This is a genomic window from Salmonella sp. SA14318 (genome assembly GCF_029866905.1).
Lineage (GTDB): Bacteria > Pseudomonadota > Gammaproteobacteria > Enterobacterales > Enterobacteriaceae > Salmonella > Salmonella enterica.
The window spans coordinates 4,286,361-4,302,455 of record NZ_CP123282.1; the positions used below are offsets into that span (position 1 = coordinate 4,286,361).

A 16,095-nucleotide genomic window follows, 5' to 3' on the forward strand; every position below is an offset into this window, starting at 1 on the left:
ATTCACTCTCAAGGTGTATCTAATCGTTTAGTATTAACTGGTTCTGAAAAGGCTTTGTCCACGCCTTTCATCAAAGGAGATAACAGGTATTCCATAATGCTGTGTTTTCCGGTAATTACACTGGCGTCAACAGTCATACCTGGTTTTAACCACCGTAAATCATCTTCATTAACATCGAATGCAATAATTACTTTATAATAACGCTGAATTGTTCCTCCGGTATTTTCCTCATAGGAATCAGGACTAATATTATCGATAGTCGCATTATACGACTTTATCTTTGGTTGGATAATTGACTGCACATCCAGTTTAACGGCTTCATCTACATATATTTGGTCACGGTATTTGGGTAATATTTTCACATCGGCCAGCATAGTCCTTACTTTTGGTTTTATTTCAAAAAGTAAGTCCGCCGCCTGAATCACACCACCATGAGTAGTGGCACTTTTATTGATTTTATAAATTACACCGTCAACCGGTGAATAGATATCCTCCTCATTTATCTGCTTCTCTATTACTTTTAATGTAGAGTTAACAACCTCAAGCTCCTGAAGATTTTTAGATATTATTTTAGATAAAGATAAGCGCAATTCATTATTAAGCGCCTCAATATCATTAACAACCAGCTCAATATCATCTTTTTTTAAAGTGATGCTACTTTCAATATCATTAATTTCAGACTTAACTTTTATATACGCCTGTTTCTTGTTAAGAAAATTGGTATATGGGCTAATTCCTTTTTTTACCAGTGGAGAAAGAATATTTATTTCTTCGGCAAGCAATGCAAGTTCTTTTTCTTTCGAACTCAGCTTCTCTTGTAATCCGCTAATCTCAGAATCAAGAGAGGTTTTTTTTAAGTCTTTAGCTCTTATCTGACTATGCACTAATTCAATATTCGCTTTTACCTCTTTATTGCTTAAAGAACGGGTGCCATCCAGGGTAATCAATCCACTCTCATTTTCTTTATCAAGAATGAAAGATATTTCGTTAACATCTTTATCCAGATACCCTTTTTGAGTTCTATACCTTTGATATTCTTTTTGCAGATCAAGGTTAACGACCTTTGCAAGGAGTTCTCCTTTTTTTACAGTATCACCCTCGGCCACATAAATATCTTGTATCGTCCCTCCTTTAGAAAGAGATATTAACTGAGCATTATCTTTAGTGGTGATAACGCCCTGACCATGAACCACTGAATTAATTTCTATAAAGTAGGTAAGGATAATAATTAAGATCGTCAAAGAAATAATTATCATCATGAGATGATCGCTTTGTCTTCTATTCATTTCATTACATTTAACTCACTTTCAGTATTTCCTTTTAAATAATCCATTAAATGAAAAATCAATGAGAGTTGCTGTAACTTTAAAATATACAGGCTATATTTGCTGTCGATCATGCTTACATATGCCTGAAATGCTTCATTACGGCTTGAAATTAAATCAAGCAAACTTTTTTGCCCTAACTGAAACTCCTGCTCATATAATTCAGTAAGCTGTAACGCGTTTGTATGTGAACGTTCCGCCACTGAGTAAGTCTCTTTTGCAGCGGCGTATCTTGAAAGTTGTGAATCAATGTTATAACGCGTTTTAATCAAAAAATCGTCAATTTGCAGCTTAGCCTGCGAGTAACTTGCCACCATTTTTCTTTCCTGGGCTGAATTTCTGAACCCATTAAAAATGTTGAAACTGACATTGATACCTGTTTTAAATTCATCTTCATAATCACTTTTTTTAGCACTACCGCTCGGGTTATTCTGTACATAGCTGGACACGAGATCTACAGTCGGAAAATAGGATGATTTTGCGGCATTAATATCTTCGGTCGCGGCTTTTCGGGTATTGACAAGCATCTTATAGTCATCGTTGTATTTCATCACCATGTCCATAAGTTTTTCAGGGCTTTCGACAAAGATATATTTTTTGAAGAGGTTGAATTTTTCATCGCTTTGAATCTGAACTGGCGATAAATTCAGACCAGTCATATTCTGCATTTTATACATTTCATCATCCAACATCGACTGATACATAATGCTTCTGGTATTTAATGCATCGATAGATACTTGTACTTTACGCATATCAGATTGCATAGCTACACCGGAAGATACCAGCAGCGAAAAAGTTTCCAGCATCTTTTTATAAAACTCTTTCTCCAGATTTACGCCATCAATCATTTCACGATATTTACTGATGTTGTAATAGGTTGTCACAACCTCCTGAGACACTATATTCTTTGTTTTTTCATAGTCAGTTTTACTATTATCTCTTTCATATTCAGATTTCCTGATATTAGCCCCCCTCACTCCAAAATCCGTTATTCGGTATGATAAAGACACCTTATTTTCAACGTTCCTCTCGGTACCTGATGACTCTTTCCTGTTATTATTAAGGCCAGATGTTAGATCCAGGGTAGGATAAAGTGCTGCCCGTGAAAGATCTAAGTCACTGTTTTTCTTTTCAGTCTCATAATATGAAACAGCAACAGAGGGCTGATGCGTTAATGCGGCATTAACTAAATCTCTTAGAGGAATGACCGGAAGCTCGCTGGCGTATGTGCTTTGTGTAATAAAAGCAGTCGTCAGAAAAAACATCTTAATCTTCATTTTTTTCCTCCTTGTTTAACAAACGTTGCTTTACTATTTCCTGATGCATAGATGTTATTTTTTCCATTAATGGCATATAGGTATCACGGTAGCTAACCATTTCAGCACTAATCTCTTTAGTATTGGCAATAATCTTTTTATCAGTAGCCGATAGATCGGATAGCGCTAAATGAACATTATTCATATCCTGATCCATTTCTTTTCTCAGCCCATCGAGAGTATGAGAAATATCGGCACTGCCAGCGGCAATATCGTTTATGGTCTTACCATGTGAAAGTGATTCCTGATAACATTTATCAACTGATGCCATTATTGAATCATTCTTTTTATCTATAATATTTTGTATTGTACTCATTGCCTCCAGTCGTGCATTATTATCAGCAAGCAGGATATTACCTTCAGATAAACGAGAGGTAATTGTTATTACACCGTCAGATAATTTTTTGAGATTTTCGTTACTGCTTACCAGATAACCATCAATCAGCGTAGAAAGTTGTTCCAGTTTTGCTGAATTATCCAATAGTCGGTTTTGCAAAGTGACAAAGCTATCTGATAGCATCTCTCGTTTCTTTTCTTCATCCTGCGTCCGTAAGTTTTCAACTGTCAGGTAGTTATCAAAAAACGCTTTAAACAACTCTTTAAATTCTACAAGCGTCTCTGATTCAACCCGCAGGCTTCGCTGTTTATTATTGGATCTGTTGCTTATGATTTTTAATTTTTTGATTTCCGTAGAAACAAGGGAATAGGAGCTGCGAACAAAAACACTTTGTGAGGTCAGGAGTATGGCGCAAACAACACCATAGATAGAAGATACAAATGCGGTATTCATCCCTTTCAATGGTTCAGAAAGCGACGCTACCATTGTCACGATCATATTGAGTGTATTACTTGCATTATCACCGCCAACATCTGATGGCGAGCTCAATAAGTTCCCGATTGAACCAATCGTAATAGACAGACCTGCAAACGTCCCCAACAGGCCAACAAGCGTCGACACATTGCTACAGCTCATAATAAATGACAATCGTTGATTACGGGCGGTAGACACATTGTCATCTAATTCCATCAGCAAATTGAAATCACACTGTTTGGGTTCCCCGGCAAACAAAACCTGATTGAGGTTAGAAAGAATGCTATTTTTTCTACTGGCGTCCTGAGCTATTAATATGTCTTTTGCTGAAATATTTTTAAGAATAGTGAATAATGCACACAAAGAACCTGTAATATAAATGGCAATAATGACTCCATTGTAAATTGCAGAAACCATGAAGTTATCAAAAACATACTCTCTTATACCGGGAAAAGATAAAGCGAAAAAAGGGAGTATGGCAAGGAAAAAACAGACAAAGAAATAGCGGTAATGATTTATATATTTCACTCTGACACCTTTTTATTAATAGTCGTGATAATAGCTTTACTTGTTGTACTTGATGCTGCGGAGTTAACACTCATGTCAATAACTACATCAGGATATATCTTCTTAATCTCTTTCATTAAAATAATTCCCCGTTCATATCCCAGTCGTAAAGAGTCAGAGAAAGAGATGTCTGCCTGAGGAATAACCATTTCTATCAATAAATTACTATTGATTTTGTCTTCTAACCAAGCCTTTATTTTATGAGTGTCCTCTTCTGAAAAGCTTCTCAGCCTGCCATGATACGTAATAACAAGCTCATTTTTTGTAGACGTTATATCAGTTTTCTGACCATCGGCGATATCGTATACTCCAACCTCCTTACCTGACATTGTAGTCATTCCGTCCGACATATCTTGGGTATTCACTTCCTTATTAATTATTTCATTAGCATTTGAATTGTCATTGGCTCCGCTATTTTGAGCAGTAGATTTAGTCTTACTCTCTATATTTGCTTTATAAACTTTAATTGAGTTGTCATACATAATAATCATATTATTAAGTGCAAACACCAACATAAGAAATATAAAAATGCACAATACCGTAGAGAATGTATCAACAAAACTAGGCCACGGATTACTTTCGTCTTCCATGTTGTCTCCTGATATTACATTGTGAATAAAATGTTTTTGTGGATTAGAAAGGATAATGGATGCTCAACTTATTCAGAAAGTGAACGCTACCGCCCTTGGCTTCCTGCTACCAATACGCTTTATAGAGTTCAGTTTTCTTACATCTCGTAATCAGAAAAATAAAAACAACGACGCCATTTTTATGCGCCCACAACAAAGATGAGTGCTTTAATTAAAAACACTCTTCATTTTTTAATTAGGTAGACATCAATTATTGCACTAACTATATCTTCCCCAATAATAGGTATCGCATAAGCTCTCAACTCATAAATAAAAAATAGTCATCAGCAAATTAAAACCACCCGCCGATAAATAGATTTGTTAGCTAATCATTGAAACTCTAAATCATTTTAAGGACATATTTCTTTTTAATACGCGTTATAACCATACGTATTTAATAAATTTGCCTCCAGAGGATAAAATTAATTTTCACAATTAAAACATAGGGTCATAGGGACTTCAATATAACTTAAATCATTAAAAATATAATAAGTGGGGAGTAAAAAATCAGAATTGCGTAAAAACACACACAAATAAAACCATTTTTTATATAAAGCCAGCTATAAGTAACAACTTTATCTTCAGCAATTAAAAATAAAGCAAGATGCACATATCATATTTGAGCTCATCACAAGCCAAAGCAAACATTTAATTAACTATTGATAATACCGACCATTCTCTAACGTTATTTTATAATATCTTTTTGTTGTCAAAAAATGGCTATAAATTATATATTTTGCAGATGAGTTTTCTCTTTCATATTTAAGACAATCCGGGTTATTGCAGTACATTTATGAACTTCGGCTGGATAATGATGTGCCGAGGCGAGTCGGCCAGAGGCGATAAGCGACATTTTTCCGTAAGATATGCGCTTCTCTTTTTTGAAAGGGATACTAAGAGCCTATCCCATTAGGGCTATTTTACTTGCCATTTTGGACCTGGGCAGTGCTCGCCAAAACGCGTTAGCGTTTTGAACGCCGCTTGCGGCGGCCCGAAGGGCGAGCGTAGCGAGTCAAACTTCACGTACTACGTGTACGCTCCGGTTTTTGCGCGCTGTCCGTGTCCAAACTGGCTGCAGGGATAGGCTCTAAGACAATAATACCAGGTAAGAAAATGCCTGGTTTACACCAGGCATTTCAGCAGACGAGAACTATAGCGAAAATGCAAATAACGCTTTGAGTTTTTTACCAAAAATCAGAACGGAATGTCGTCGTCAAAATCCATTGGCGGTTCGTTAGACGGCGCTGGCGCGGATTGCTGTGGACGCGACTGCGCGCCGCCGCTGAACTGGTTACCGCCCTGCGGCTGCTGAGGTTGTTGCGGCTGACCCCAACCCCCCTGCTGCTGACCGCCTGCCGGCGCGCCGCCGCCCTGGCGACCACCCAGCATCTGCATCACGCCGCCGATCTGCGGAACGTTAATTTCAGTCGTATAGCGTTCCTGGCCACTCTGATCGGTCCACTTGCGGGTACGCAATTGACCTTCGATATACACCTGAGAACCTTTACGCAGATATTCGCCGGCCACTTCCGCCAGTTTGCCGAACATCACCACCCGGTGCCATTCAGTCTGCTCTTTCATTTCGCCGGTCTGCTTATCGCGCCAGGATTCAGAAGTAGCCAGCGTTAAGTTGGCGACAGCGCCGCCACTCGGCATATAGCGTACTTCCGGGTCCTGGCCCAGATTACCAACGAGAATCACCTTGTTTACGCCTCTGCTGGCCATAATTGAGTCTCCTGAATACGTTTCATAAATAGTGTAAACGCGTGAGTGTACCATTTCCACGTAGCATTTTAATAGCTGCGATGCAGGTTCCAGGTCACTCGCGCGAACCTCATATTGTTGCATACTTTAGCTGAAGATGCATTCCAATACTGTATATTCAAACAGGTTAAATTGTGTCATAATTAGCCGTTTCTGCCGTTTGTCCTTCAAACAAACCAGGCATCCGAGTCTCTACCGGGAAAGGTGAATGGATAAGATCGAAGTTCGGGGCGCCCGCACCCATAATCTCAAAAATATTAACCTCGTCATCCCCCGCGACAAACTGATTGTCGTGACCGGGCTTTCGGGTTCAGGCAAATCCTCACTGGCTTTCGACACTCTGTATGCCGAAGGGCAGCGTCGTTACGTTGAATCGCTCTCCGCTTACGCGCGGCAGTTTTTGTCGCTCATGGAAAAACCGGATGTCGACCATATTGAAGGGCTATCGCCCGCGATCTCAATTGAACAGAAATCGACATCGCACAACCCGCGCTCTACGGTGGGTACTATTACCGAGATCCACGACTACCTGCGCCTGCTGTTTGCCCGCGTGGGCGAGCCGCGTTGTCCGGATCATGACGTGCCGCTGGCGGCGCAAACCGTTAGCCAGATGGTCGATAACGTGCTGTCACAGCCGGAAGGCAAACGTCTGATGCTGCTGGCGCCGATTATTAAAGAGCGTAAAGGCGAACACACCAAAACGCTGGAAAATCTGGCAAGCCAGGGTTACATTCGCGCCCGTATTGACGGCGAAGTCTGCGATCTCTCCGATCCGCCGAAGCTGGAGCTACAAAAGAAACATACCATTGAGGTGGTGATCGATCGCTTCAAAGTTCGCAACGATCTTTCCCAACGCCTGGCGGAGTCGTTCGAAACGGCGCTGGAATTATCCGGCGGCACGGCGGTTGTTGCCGATATGGACGATGAGAAAGCGGAGGAGCTTCTGTTCTCCGCCAATTTTGCCTGCCCGATTTGCGGCTACAGTATGCGCGAGCTGGAACCGCGTTTGTTCTCGTTCAACAACCCGGCAGGCGCCTGCCCGACCTGTGACGGGCTCGGCGTTCAGCAATATTTCGATCCGGACCGCGTGATCCAGAATCCCGACCTGTCGCTGGCAGGCGGCGCGATTCGTGGTTGGGATCGTCGCAATTTTTACTACTTTCAAATGCTCAAGTCGCTGGCGGAACACTATAAGTTCGACGTGGATGCGCCGTGGGCAAGCCTCAGCGCCAACGTACATAAAGTCGTGCTGTACGGTTCCGGCAAAGAGAACATTGAATTTAAATATATGAACGATCGCGGCGATACTTCCGTGCGCCGCCATCCGTTCGAAGGCGTGCTGCATAATATGGAGCGCCGTTATAAAGAGACGGAATCCAGCGCGGTGCGCGAAGAGCTAGCGAAATTCATCAGTAATCGCCCCTGCGCCAGCTGTGAAGGAACGCGACTGAATCGCGAAGCGCGCCATGTATTTGTGGAAAATACGCCGCTGCCTGCTATTTCCGATATGAGCATTGGCCATGCGATGGATTTTTTCACTAATCTCAAGCTTTCCGGGCAACGGGCGAAAATCGCCGAAAAAGTGCTAAAAGAGATCGGCGATCGCCTCAAGTTTCTGGTGAACGTCGGCCTGAACTATCTCACGCTCTCCCGCTCGGCAGAGACGCTTTCCGGCGGCGAAGCCCAGCGTATTCGTCTGGCGAGCCAGATAGGCGCCGGGTTAGTCGGCGTGATGTATGTGCTGGATGAACCGTCCATCGGTCTGCACCAGCGCGATAACGAACGGCTGCTGGGTACGCTGATTCATCTGCGCAATCTTGGCAATACCGTGATTGTGGTGGAACACGATGAAGACGCCATCCGCGCCGCCGACCATGTGATTGATATTGGCCCCGGCGCGGGCGTTCACGGCGGCGAGGTGGTGGCGGAAGGCCCGCTGGAAGCCATTATGGCGGTACCGGAATCGCTGACCGGCCAGTACATGAGCGGTAAACGCAAAATTGAAGTGCCGAAACAACGTGTGCCGGCAAATCCAGAAAAAGTGCTCAAACTCACCGGCGCGCGCGGCAACAACCTGAAAGATGTGACCCTTACGCTACCGGTAGGGCTGTTTACCTGTATCACCGGCGTCTCGGGTTCCGGTAAATCGACGCTGATTAACGACACGCTGTTCCCCATCGCCCAGCGTCAGTTAAACGGGGCGACTATCGCCGAACCGGCGCCGTATCGGGATATTCAGGGGCTGGAACATTTCGATAAAGTGATCGATATCGACCAGAGCCCGATCGGGCGCACCCCGCGTTCCAACCCGGCGACCTATACGGGTGTCTTTACCCCGGTTCGCGAGCTTTTTGCTGGCGTGCCGGAGTCTCGCTCGCGCGGCTATACGCCAGGGCGATTCAGCTTCAACGTGCGCGGCGGTCGCTGCGAAGCGTGCCAGGGCGATGGCGTCATTAAAGTCGAAATGCACTTTCTGCCGGATATTTACGTGCCGTGCGACCAGTGCAAAGGCAAGCGCTATAACCGGGAAACGCTGGAGATTAAGTACAAAGGCAAGACCATCCACGAAGTGCTGGATATGACCATTGAAGAAGCGCGTGAGTTCTTTGATGCGGTTCCGGCGCTGGCGCGTAAGCTGCAGACGCTGATGGACGTGGGGCTGACCTATATCCGTCTTGGTCAGTCGGCGACGACGCTTTCCGGCGGCGAGGCCCAGCGCGTGAAGCTGGCGCGCGAACTGTCGAAGCGCGGCACCGGGCAGACGCTGTATATTCTCGACGAGCCAACCACCGGCCTGCACTTTGCCGATATTCAGCAGTTGCTTGACGTTCTGCATCAGTTGCGCGATCAGGGCAACACCATCGTGGTGATCGAACACAACCTGGACGTCATTAAAACGGCGGACTGGATTGTCGACCTCGGCCCGGAAGGCGGCAGCGGCGGCGGCGAAATTCTCGTCTCCGGTACGCCGGAAACCGTGGCGGAGTGCGAGGCGTCGCATACCGCCCGCTTCCTTAAACCTATGCTCAAATAACCTTCACGCCGCTTTCCGATTCGCCGGGAAGCGGCATCATTTTTCCTCATCCCACCTCATTGTCTCCGTGTTGAGCATTTGTGATTTGCGTGCCGCCTCGCTCTGACATGTGATAGCGCAAACGGTCTGTTATGGAAAACACCATGAAGTTGCCCTACGCAATCACACTACTGCTGTGCCTGTTTTTATCCGCCTGTACGCTGCCTGCCCGCTTTAGCGCCGTGGCTTTTCAACAACTGACGCTATTACAAGCGCGCTCAACCCGCTTCCTGCAGGACGCGGCGCGAATACCGTGGCAAAAAGAGACACTGCTCAAGGATGACCGCGATATCCGCCAGACATTTTTTCAGGCTGAGCGGGTCGCCCGTCGAGGTGGGGATAAACACCGACTCGAAAATCTGGCGCTGCTGAAAAATCACTATTTGCGTCTTTATGCGCGGGTTATGCAACGTAAGCAACCACTTACTCACATCCAGGCAGAGAGATACCAACAGCAAAATAATCAGGTCTGGAAATTAGCCATACAGGGTGAGTGTCTGCATTGGGGCGCTCGCTGCACTCAGGGAGATGAAAATGGCGTCTATTAACGAAATACATTACCTGATGACCACCGCCCAGGCCGAACACCCTGTAGCGTCCTCGGCGATTGCCGAGTTTATCCAGGCGTATAAGCAGGCAAGAGAAGACAGCGACGACGGTATACGCGAGTCCGCCGCGTTTATCGCCCGCGCGCTTCAGGAACATGCTCGCGGCTGGCTGGACGACGACGATATGATTATTCTGCTGGAAGGACAGCGGGACCTCGCCAGGCTACGCGCCAATAATGCGCAAATCGCCCTCGGCAGCCGTATCCGGTCTACGGTCATCCGCCTCATTGATATCGCCCTGGCGTTGTTGGTCGGCGCGCTATAATCAGGACTGCGGCAACTGCTTGCGTTTATCTTCCGGCAGCGCATTTACCGCCTGTTGATAAGAGGCATCGACCAGATAATAGAGTTGTGAATCCGGCAGCGATCCGTCCAGATAGACCGTGCTCCAGTGCGCTTTATTAAGGTGCCGACTCGGTCGTACATCGCTGTGCTGCTGACGTAACAACTCTGCCAGTTCCGGGCTGGTTTTGAGAGAGGCTGCCGGGCGTCCTTCAACTTCTTTTACCATCGCGAAAAGTACATCTTCCACTTTAATTTGCGTCGCTTTCCAGTCGCTGTGGACGCTCTGCTCTGCGCCAGGTTTTGCCATGCAGTATTGCAGTAATTCCGAAATGGTCATTATCATTCCCCTTGTAGTGTCGCGATGATTTTACGTGGACCGCCGTGAATACGGTGCTCTCCCAACCAGATACCTTGCCATGTTCCTAACTGTAAACGCCCCTGGCGTACAGGCAGCAGCAACGAGACGCCCAATACTGACGACTTAATATGCGAAGGCATGTCATCCGCGCCTTCGTAATCATGTTCATACGCCGCATTATCGGGAACGGTTTTCAGGAAATGGCGCTCCATATCAGCGCGCACGGTGGGATCGCAGTTTTCGTTTAGCGTCAGCGAGGCCGAGGTATGTAGCAACAACAGATGCAGCAAACCCGTTTCGACAGGCGGTAAGCCAGACAATTTATCGATAATTTCATCTGTTATCAGATGAAACCCGCGCGGCTTCTCGCTCAGTGTAATGGTGCGCTGATACCACATAGGCTGCTCCTTCCTAAAAACAAACGTCTCCTGAATAGTGTGCAGCAAGTCTGGAAAAGGTAAAAGCCAGCGGGGCAAGTTTGTGCAAAAATCATGCAAAAAAGGAGAGCCTGACGCTCTCCTGATTTTTAGTACTCCGAGTTGACAATGACTTCCTCGCCAAACGCTCCTGCCTGCGGCAGCGGTTTGTAGGTGGAGTTAGCCGCGCGCAGGATGCGAATACCACGGATACCACAATCACGAGCCGCGGTAATATCGTTATCCGAATCGCCGTAGAAGATACGCATGTTCTTCTCCTGCAGCCACTGTACTTTCGTATTTTGTTCCGGTTTATCGCCGGCGAAAATCACCGGATTCATATTCGCCGCCGGAATATGGAAGTTATCCGCCAGCGTTTTCGACACGGTTTCCGTTTTCGTCTGACTACGACCAGTGACAAAGTAAATACTGTCGCCACGGCGAACATGCATATCAATGAGCTGTCGGGCCACTTCTTTTGGAATACTGAACTCATCCCAGCCGTTGTTCATTTTTTCCCAAAAGGCCGGATTTTTCAGATAATCGTCGCTGTCCGGGGAGTAGGTTTTCTTTCCGCGCCAGAATCCGGGGCTGGAAAATAACACGGTGTCGTCAATATCAAAGCCGACCGCCATCGGCGGGCGTCCGGTGAGGCTGTTTTCAATCTGGGCGACAGAGACCCAATGGACAGGCGCTTGTTCCGCGAGTTTTGCAACGTTAGTGCCCGGATTGAGCGTCGAAGGGGAAGATACTAACGCATTCGCGGAATGGTTTAGCGTAAACAACAAACAGACGGCACTCAGCGCCAGGGTTATTTTTTTCATACTTTTCCCTTAAAATTCAAAATATTATAATTATTAAGATGAGTCTTTGCTCAAAAAACTATCTGACCATAACGCCAGTAACGGTCAAAAGGAAGGATTATCTGCGGTTTTGTTACGAAAAAAGAGGATGATCACAACAGCTATTGTCAGGCCGGAGGGCACTGTTATCGCCGTCCGGCCTGAATATTACATGACAGCGGCAAATGCCTTCGCCACGCGGTGTACATTTGAAGTATTAAGCCCGGCGACACACATGCGGCCACTGGCAATCAGGTAAACGCCAAACTCATCGCGCAACCGCTCGACCTGCTCCTTGCTTAACCCGGTATAGCTGAACATACCGCGCTGCTGTAACAAGTAATCAAAGTTGCGGTCAGGCATCTCCGCCTTCAGCTCCTTCACCAGCGTCTGGCGCATCGATATAATGCGGTTACGCATCGCGTCGACTTCCGCCAGCCAGCCCGCTTTTAACGCCTCATCGCCCAGGACCGTAGCGACCACCTGAGCGCCGAAACACGGCGGACTGGAGTAAATTCGGCGCACCGTCGCTTTTAGCTGTCCCAGAACCCGCGCGGCGATTTCGGCATCTTCACACACCACGGACAGGCCGCCGACGCGCTCGCCGTACAGCGAGAAAATCTTCGAAAAAGAGTTACTGACTAACGCAGGTAACCCGGCGCTGGCAATGGCGCGAATAGCGTAAGCATCCTCGTCCATGCCTGCGCCAAACCCCTGATAGGCAATATCAAGGAACGGAATCAGATCGCGCGCTTTCACTATCTCAATCACCGCATCCCATTGCGAAGGCGTTAAATCCGCCCCGGTCGGGTTGTGACAACAGGGGTGCAGCAGCACGATACTGCGCGCAGGTAACGTATTCAGCGTGGCCAGCAGATCGTTAAAACGGATGCCGTTAGTCGCGTCGTCATACCAGGGGTAAGTACTCACTTCGAATCCTGCCCCGGCAAATATCGCAATATGGTTTTCCCAGGTGGGGTCGCTCACCCATACGCCTGCGTCGGGGAAATAACGCTTCAGGAAATCCGCGCCTACTTTCAGCGCGCCGGAGCCGCCTAATGTCTGGATAGTGGCCACGCGCTGTTGCTGAAGAACCGGGTGATCGGCGCCAAAGAGCAAAGGCGCGATAGTATGGCGATAAGTATTGAGTCCTTCCATCGGCAGGTACAGCGAAGCGCCATGCGGCTGCGCGTTAAGCCGGGCTTCGGCTTCGGCCACCGTTTTAAGCTGTGGGATAATCCCGTCTTCGTTGTAATACAGGCCAATGCTCAGATTTACTTTGTCGTGACGGGAGTCGTCTTTAAAACGCTCCATCAGTGAAAGAATCGGATCGCCGGCATAGGCGTCAACTTTTTGAAACACGCGATGGTTCTCCAGGTTTACAGAGGGCAGGAAATAACACAATAAACCGGAAGGACGAGAAGATCGAGAGGATGTTGTGGTGGATGCGCATATTACCGGATAGCGGCGTGAACGTCTTATCCGGCCTGCAGCCCATGCGCGATACAAGCCGGATAAGCGCAAGCGCCACCCGGCCCGCCGCGTATTTAATCAATATACTTCATCGCCACCCTTGAGGTCAGGCGCGTGATAAGTTCGTAAGCACTTACTTTTGTCATTTCAGCGATACGTTCAACCGGCAGACCTTCACCCCATAAGACCACCGGATCGCCCGCGTTATCCTGCGCGTTTGGCCCCAAATCTACGCAAATCATATCCATCGCCACCCGCCCGACAATCGGGACTTCACGACCATTGACCAGTACTGGCGTACCGGAAGGCGCCGCTCGTGGGTAGCCATCGCCATAACCCATCGCCACCACGCCCAGGCGCGTGTCGCGCTCACTCACCCATGTCCCGCCGTAGCCCACCGGTTCGCCCGCTTTGTGGTCACGCACCGCGATCAAACTGGAGGTTAAGGACATCACCGGCTGAAAACCAAAATCCGGCCCCCAGGGTTTGTGCTCCAGCGGCGATACGCCATACAAAATGATGCCCGGACGCGCCCAGTCAAAGTGAGACTGCGGCCACAGCAGGATACCGCCAGACGCGGCAATAGAGCGCTGACCGGGTTTACCCTGACAGAAGGCATTAAAAATGTCGAGCTGATGTTCGGTAGCGCCGCATTCCGGCTCATCCGCACGGGCAAAATGGCTGACGATATTCACCGGCTGGCGTACATTTTTACAGTGCGTCAGACGCTGGTAGAACGCCTCCGCCTCTTCGGGACGCACGCCGAGACGATGCATACCGGTATCCAGTTTCATCCAGACCGTTACCGGCTCCGCCAGCTCCACCGCCTCCAGGGCGGCAAGCTGCTCTTGATTATGTACGGCGGTATGCAGACATTGCGCGGAAATGGTCGGCAAATCGGCGGCGTCGAAAAAACCCTCCAGCAGCAGGATAGGCTGCGTGATCCCGCCCGCTCGCAGACGTAGAGCCTCTTCAAGACGCGCCACGCCAAAAGCGTCAGCATCAGGGAGCGTTCGCGCGGTCTCCAGAAGACCGTGTCCATAAGCGTTCGCTTTCACCACCGCAACCAGCTTACTGGCAGGCGCCAGTTCACGCAGACGTTGCAGGTTGTGTCGCAGAGCGCGGCGGTTAATGACGACTGTTGCCGCTTGCATTTGAATTCCTTGTTAACAGAATGACGGAGAGTTACTCATCATCGTATTGCGGTCCCGCATAGTTATCGAAGCGCGACCACTGACCATTGAACGTCAGACGAACCGTACCGATAGGACCGTTACGTTGCTTACCAATAATAATTTCAGCAATGCCTTTTAAGTCGCTGTTCTCGTGATAAACCTCATCACGGTAGATAAACATAATTAAGTCGGCATCCTGTTCAATAGAGCCGGATTCACGCAGGTCGGAGTTCACCGGACGTTTATCCGCGCGTTGTTCCAGGGAGCGGTTAAGCTGCGATAGCGCCACGACCGGCACCTGGAGCTCCTTCGCCAGCGCTTTCAACGAGCGAGAAATTTCGGCGATTTCCAGAGTACGGTTATCAGAAAGCGACGGCACACGCATCAATTGCAGGTAGTCGATCATAATCAGACTTAACCCGCCATGTTCGCGGAAAATACGCCGCGCGCGCGAACGGACTTCTGTCGGCGTAAGACCTGAGGAGTCGTCAATATACATATTGCGTTTTTCCAGCAGAATGCCCATCGTGCCGGAGATTCGCGCCCAGTCTTCATCATCGAGTTGACCGGTACGAATACGTGTCTGATCGACGCGGGACAGCGAGGCCAGCATACGCATCATGATCTGTTCGCCGGGCATCTCCAGGCTGAAGATCAGTACCGGTTTATCCTGCAACATCGCCGCATTTTCGCAGAGGTTCATCGCAAAAGTGGTTTTACCCATGGAGGGACGCGCCGCGACGATAATCAAATCCGAACGCTGTAACCCTGCCGTCTTTTTATTGAGATCCTGATAGCCGGTATCCACGCCTGTAACGCCATCGTGCGGTTGCTGGAACAACTGCTCAATACGCGCCACGGTAGCGTCGAGGATCTGGTCGATGCTTTTCGGACCTTCGTCTTTGTTGGCCCGGTTTTCCGCGATCTGGAAGACGCGCGACTCCGCCAGATCCAGCAGTTCGTCGCTATTGCGCCCCTGTGGATCGTAACCGGCGTCCGCAATTTCATGCGCCACCGCGATCATATCGCGGACCACGGCGCGTTCGCGCACAATGTCCGCATAAGCACTGATATTCGCCGCGCTTGGCGTGTTTTTAGACAGCTCCGCCAGATAGGCGAAACCGCCGACGCTGTCCAGTTGGCCCTGCCGCTCCAGCGATTCCGCGAGCGTAATCAGGTCGATAGGACTGCCGCTTTCCTGCAAGCGCCCCATCTCCGTAAAGATATGGCGATGCGGGCGGGTATAGAAATCTTCCGCCACCACGCGCTCGGCCACATCGTCCCAGCGCTCGTTATCCAGCATTAAACCGCCCAACACCGACTGTTCCGCTTCAATCGAGTGCGGCGGCACTTTTATCCCGGCAACCTGCGGATCGCGGTCGCGGGCATCAGTCTGTGGTTTGTTGAAGGGTTTATTTCCTGCCATAGTGAATGGAGTTACCGAGATAGTGAT

The 16,095-nt window shown here is 48.1% G+C and carries 14 protein-coding genes; 3 read left to right on the forward strand and 11 right to left on the reverse strand.

All coding sequences use genetic code 11. The features are described 5' to 3' along the window. Nucleotides 1-8: 8 nt before the first annotated feature. The 5 genes from siiD to ssb1 form a co-directional block, all read right to left on the reverse strand. Complete coding sequence (gene siiD / locus QEN32_RS20390) at nucleotides 9-1,286, reverse strand: SPI-4 type I secretion system protein SiiD (protein WP_001081933.1); 1,278 nt, start codon at nucleotides 1,284-1,286, stop codon at nucleotides 9-11. Beyond that, on the reverse strand, nucleotides 1,283-2,602 hold the full coding sequence (siiC, locus tag QEN32_RS20395; protein WP_001541306.1) for an SPI-4 type I secretion system protein SiiC: 1,320 nt from the start codon (nucleotides 2,600-2,602) through the stop codon (nucleotides 1,283-1,285). Before siiC ends, siiD begins: the two co-directional genes overlap by 4 nt. Continuing rightward, nucleotides 2,592-3,980 carry a MotA/TolQ/ExbB proton channel family protein gene (locus QEN32_RS20400; RefSeq protein ID WP_265322061.1) on the reverse strand — a complete coding sequence of 463 codons (1,389 nt, stop codon included), beginning with the start codon at nucleotides 3,978-3,980 and terminating at the stop codon, nucleotides 2,592-2,594. The genes siiC and QEN32_RS20400 overlap by 11 nt, the downstream gene beginning before the upstream one ends. Then, on the reverse strand, nucleotides 3,977-4,609 hold the full coding sequence (gene siiA / locus QEN32_RS20405) for an SPI-4 type I secretion system auxiliary protein SiiA (RefSeq protein WP_000389245.1): 633 nt from the start codon (nucleotides 4,607-4,609) through the stop codon (nucleotides 3,977-3,979). The genes QEN32_RS20400 and siiA overlap by 4 nt, the downstream gene beginning before the upstream one ends. A 1,233-nt stretch (nucleotides 4,610-5,842) precedes the next feature. After that, a complete protein-coding gene (gene ssb1 / locus QEN32_RS20410) occupies nucleotides 5,843-6,373 on the reverse strand; it encodes a single-stranded DNA-binding protein SSB1 (RefSeq protein WP_000168322.1) in 531 nt (176 codons plus the stop codon). Nucleotides 6,374-6,620: 247 nt separating this feature from the next. On the opposite strand from ssb1, the gene uvrA reads away from it, so the two are divergent. From uvrA to QEN32_RS20425, 3 genes are all read left to right on the forward strand, one after another. Further along, on the forward strand, nucleotides 6,621-9,446 hold the full coding sequence (gene uvrA / locus QEN32_RS20415) for an excinuclease ABC subunit UvrA (protein WP_000357725.1): 2,826 nt from the start codon (nucleotides 6,621-6,623) through the stop codon (nucleotides 9,444-9,446). A 131-nt stretch (nucleotides 9,447-9,577) separates the two neighbouring features. Then, nucleotides 9,578-10,033 (forward strand): hypothetical protein, encoded by a 456-nt coding sequence (locus QEN32_RS20420; RefSeq protein ID WP_265322062.1) that lies wholly within the window; start codon nucleotides 9,578-9,580, stop codon nucleotides 10,031-10,033. After that, entirely contained in the window at nucleotides 10,020-10,358 is a 339-nt protein-coding gene (locus tag QEN32_RS20425) for a hypothetical protein (RefSeq protein WP_097363029.1), read from the forward strand. Before QEN32_RS20420 ends, QEN32_RS20425 begins: the two co-directional genes overlap by 14 nt. Here the strand turns inward: QEN32_RS20425 and QEN32_RS20430 are convergent, their stop codons facing one another. The 6 genes from QEN32_RS20430 to dnaB form a co-directional block, all read right to left on the reverse strand. Beyond that, nucleotides 10,359-10,715, reverse strand: a complete 357-nt coding sequence (locus QEN32_RS20430) for an MmcQ/YjbR family DNA-binding protein (protein ID WP_000155665.1) — start codon at nucleotides 10,713-10,715, stop codon at nucleotides 10,359-10,361. Between the two features lie 2 nt (nucleotides 10,716-10,717). Next, nucleotides 10,718-11,134 carry a secondary thiamine-phosphate synthase enzyme YjbQ gene (locus QEN32_RS20435; protein ID WP_000270392.1) on the reverse strand — a complete coding sequence of 139 codons (417 nt, stop codon included), beginning with the start codon at nucleotides 11,132-11,134 and terminating at the stop codon, nucleotides 10,718-10,720. Nucleotides 11,135-11,262: 128 nt separating this feature from the next. Further along, nucleotides 11,263-11,976, reverse strand: coding sequence for an acid phosphatase AphA (gene aphA / locus QEN32_RS20440; protein ID WP_000724435.1), 714 nt, complete (start codon nucleotides 11,974-11,976; stop codon nucleotides 11,263-11,265). Nucleotides 11,977-12,162: 186 nt separating this feature from the next. Continuing rightward, nucleotides 12,163-13,356 (reverse strand): aromatic amino acid transaminase, encoded by a 1,194-nt coding sequence (tyrB, locus tag QEN32_RS20445; RefSeq protein WP_265322063.1) that lies wholly within the window; start codon nucleotides 13,354-13,356, stop codon nucleotides 12,163-12,165. 185 nt (nucleotides 13,357-13,541) lie between these two features. Further along, on the reverse strand, nucleotides 13,542-14,621 hold the full coding sequence (gene alr, locus QEN32_RS20450) for an alanine racemase (RefSeq protein ID WP_001147297.1): 1,080 nt from the start codon (nucleotides 14,619-14,621) through the stop codon (nucleotides 13,542-13,544). 31 nt (nucleotides 14,622-14,652) lie between these two features. Further along, entirely contained in the window at nucleotides 14,653-16,068 is a 1,416-nt protein-coding gene (dnaB, locus tag QEN32_RS20455; RefSeq protein WP_000918353.1) for a replicative DNA helicase, read from the reverse strand. Nucleotides 16,069-16,095: the final 27 nt, after the last annotated feature.

Excerpts from the sequence above, each read along its gene's own strand:
- uvrA (WP_000357725.1), top strand. The coding sequence starts at position 6,621 with ATGGATAAGATCGAAGTTCGGGGCGCCCGCACCCATAATCTCAAAAAT.
- aphA (WP_000724435.1), bottom strand. The coding sequence starts at position 11,976 with ATGAAAAAAATAACCCTGGCGCTGAGTGCCGTCTGTTTGTTGTTTACG.
- siiD (WP_001081933.1), bottom strand. The coding sequence starts at position 1,286 with ATGAATAGAAGACAAAGCGATCATCTCATGATGATAATTATTTCTTTG.
- ssb1 (WP_000168322.1), bottom strand. The coding sequence starts at position 6,373 with ATGGCCAGCAGAGGCGTAAACAAGGTGATTCTCGTTGGTAATCTGGGC.
- alr (WP_001147297.1), bottom strand. The coding sequence starts at position 14,621 with ATGCAAGCGGCAACAGTCGTCATTAACCGCCGCGCTCTGCGACACAAC.
- siiA (WP_000389245.1), bottom strand. The coding sequence starts at position 4,609 with ATGGAAGACGAAAGTAATCCGTGGCCTAGTTTTGTTGATACATTCTCT.
- dnaB (WP_000918353.1), bottom strand. The coding sequence starts at position 16,068 with ATGGCAGGAAATAAACCCTTCAACAAACCACAGACTGATGCCCGCGAC.
- siiC (WP_001541306.1), bottom strand. The coding sequence starts at position 2,602 with ATGAAGATTAAGATGTTTTTTCTGACGACTGCTTTTATTACACAAAGC.
- QEN32_RS20425 (WP_097363029.1), top strand. The coding sequence starts at position 10,020 with ATGGCGTCTATTAACGAAATACATTACCTGATGACCACCGCCCAGGCC.
- QEN32_RS20430 (WP_000155665.1), bottom strand. The coding sequence starts at position 10,715 with ATGACCATTTCGGAATTACTGCAATACTGCATGGCAAAACCTGGCGCA.
- QEN32_RS20435 (WP_000270392.1), bottom strand. The coding sequence starts at position 11,134 with ATGTGGTATCAGCGCACCATTACACTGAGCGAGAAGCCGCGCGGGTTT.
- QEN32_RS20420 (WP_265322062.1), top strand. The coding sequence starts at position 9,578 with ATGGAAAACACCATGAAGTTGCCCTACGCAATCACACTACTGCTGTGC.